This window comes from Nonomuraea antimicrobica, from assembly GCF_039536965.1.
GTDB classification, from domain to species: Bacteria; Actinomycetota; Actinomycetes; order Streptosporangiales; family Streptosporangiaceae; genus Nonomuraea; species Nonomuraea antimicrobica.
In genome coordinates this window covers 1-2284 of the sequence record NZ_BAAAZP010000130.1, presented here as the reverse complement: position 1 = coordinate 2284, position 2284 = coordinate 1, and the positions used below count along the sequence as shown (strand labels likewise).

General features: G+C 65.0%; 2 protein-coding genes. Both read left to right on the top strand.

What is annotated here, in order from left to right:
* A partial coding sequence (locus ABD844_RS34215; protein ID WP_344887180.1) for a hypothetical protein occupies window positions 1-240 on the top strand: 240 nt, incomplete at its 5' end.
* Between the two features lie 454 nt (window positions 241-694).
* Window positions 695-2284 (top strand): hypothetical protein (locus ABD844_RS34210; RefSeq protein ID WP_344887178.1); only part of this gene is annotated, 1590 nt, incomplete at its 3' end.

Here is a 2284-nt window from a genome sequence, read left to right as displayed (position 1 = left end):
ACCTGCCAGCTCGAACTGCTGGACCGGACCTTGATCTGGAAAGAGCGCCATCTCCTCCACGCGCCGCGGGAGTTTGAGACCTTCTACAACGAGCACCGGCCGCACCGTGCTCTCAGGCAAGCAGCTCCGCCTCGATCACTCCCCAATCCCGACACTGGCCCCACAGGAATCGTGCCGCTCGACGTTCGCCGACATGATCGACTCGGTGGCGTACTGAAGGAGTATCGGCATGTCACCTGACCTGGCCGGATGAATAATCGGCACCCGCACCTGCAAGCGAATGTCGCCGGCTTTCAGCCGAAGGCTCTCGATATCTAGGGAAAATGTAGGCTCTGACGCCGCAATGTCGGGGTGTCTCGGTACGCAGCGGGCATGGTGTGATTTACATCACATTCGCACGGTGGGGGATGTTGGTGGCGATCCCATGAGCAGCGCCTTTTCCCGGGACGCGTTTAGCCCGGCTTCCGTTGATCATCGGAATCGAATTGTCAAGATCTAGTAGCGAGATCGCGGTTCCGATAAAACTGCGCCTGTCATTTACATCTGGCTTATGGCGTTCGCCAGGGTCATACGGGGCTTCCTTCTTTGCGAAATGCGAGGCGTGGCGATGCTGCGTGCACGGGGTCGGGAGAGCGTTACAGGCCGCAGCGGTTTAGGGCTGGGCAGGAGCGGTCCATCCCGGTGGGCGGCTCGCATGGCCGTCATCATGGTTATGGCGCTCCTGCCCAGCTTTCTCACCCTGGAAGGCATGGCGGTCACCGCCGAACCCACACCAGCACGGCTGAACATTCCTGGATCACCGGCGGCCGGATCCTCGACGGCGGCTCCGACCCAGACTTCGGGCTCGGCCAATGGCCTTCCGCATCTCGTGGATCCGGCGGCCATGCAGCCGGACGGCGTAGCGAAGAATCGCGACAGCAAGCGGCCGAAGGACGCGCTGCCGTTGGAGAAAGAGCCCAGTGTTAGTGACAAGCCGGCGACCGACGGATTGAACTCTCCGCCTCCGTTGACTTGGGAAGAACCAGAACGAGCCGACGCCTCGCCGGCTCCTGCCGCGCAGGCACAAGCCGCCGGAACGAGCAAGATTTCCGCAGAGAGCGACAACGCGTCCCTCTCGCACGCCACAAGCGACGTCGCGACTCAATCCGCTGTATCCCTGCCGACCGTCTCGGAACTGTCTGCGTCTCCTGGGCAGGCGGTGTCGGGTTTGTGGACGCTGTCCTCGCTGCAGCCGACGTTTACGGCGTATGGGGCTGATCCTGAGTCGCGGTCGTTGCGTTTGGAGACGCAAGTTGAACATGACCCGTCGGCTGCCGAGCAGGGTTCGGGGTTGATCTGGTCGGCTACCGGTGCGGTGTCCAGTGGTTCGTGTTCGGCGCCGATCACGTGCTGGTTGCAGTCGCCGGTAGTAGGGGCGGGCAAGTTGAAGGACGGCTGGCTGATCCGCTGGCGAGTGCGAGCCTCCGCCACCGGCGGGGTGACTGGTGCGTGGTCGAGGTGGCAGTCGGGCCGGGTGGATACGTCCAAGCCGGTGGTGTCGGGGCTGTCGGCTTCTCCCGGCCAAGCGGTGTCAGGCATATGGACGCTGTCCTCGACGCAGCCGACGTTCTCGGCGTATGGGGCTGATCCGGAGTCGCGGTCGTTGCGTTTGGAGACGCAGGTCGAGCATGACCCCTCGGCCGCCGGGCAGGGTTCGGGGTTGATCTGGTCGGCTACCGGTGCGGTGTCCAGTGGTTCGTGTTCGGCGCTGATCACGTGTTGGTTGCAGTCGCCGGTGGTGACGGCGGGCAAGTTGAAGGACGGCTGGCTGATCCGCTGGCGGGTACGGACCTCAACCGCTGGCGGGGTGGCGGGCCCGTGGTCGGAGTGGCAGTCGGGCCGGGTGGACACCTCCAAGCCGGTGGTGTCGGGGCTGTCGGCCTCCCCGGGGCAGGCGGCGTCGAAATTGTGGACGCTGACGTCTTTGCAGCCGACGTTCTCGGCGTATGGGGCTGATCCGGAGTCGCGGTCGTTGCGTTTGGAGACGGAGGTCGAGCATGACCCGGGCGCGGCTGGTCAGGGTTCGGGGTTGATCTGGTCGGGCGCCGGTGCGGTGTCCAGTGGTTCGTGTTCGGCGCTGATCACGTGTTGGGTGCAGTCGCCGGTGGTGACGGCGGGCAAGCTGAAGGACGGCTGGCTGATCCGCTGGCGAGTACGGACCTCAACCGCTGGCGGGGTGGCGAGTCCGTGGTCGGAGTGGCAGTCGGCCACCGTGGCGGTGAGCGGGACGGCGGGCAGCGGGCTC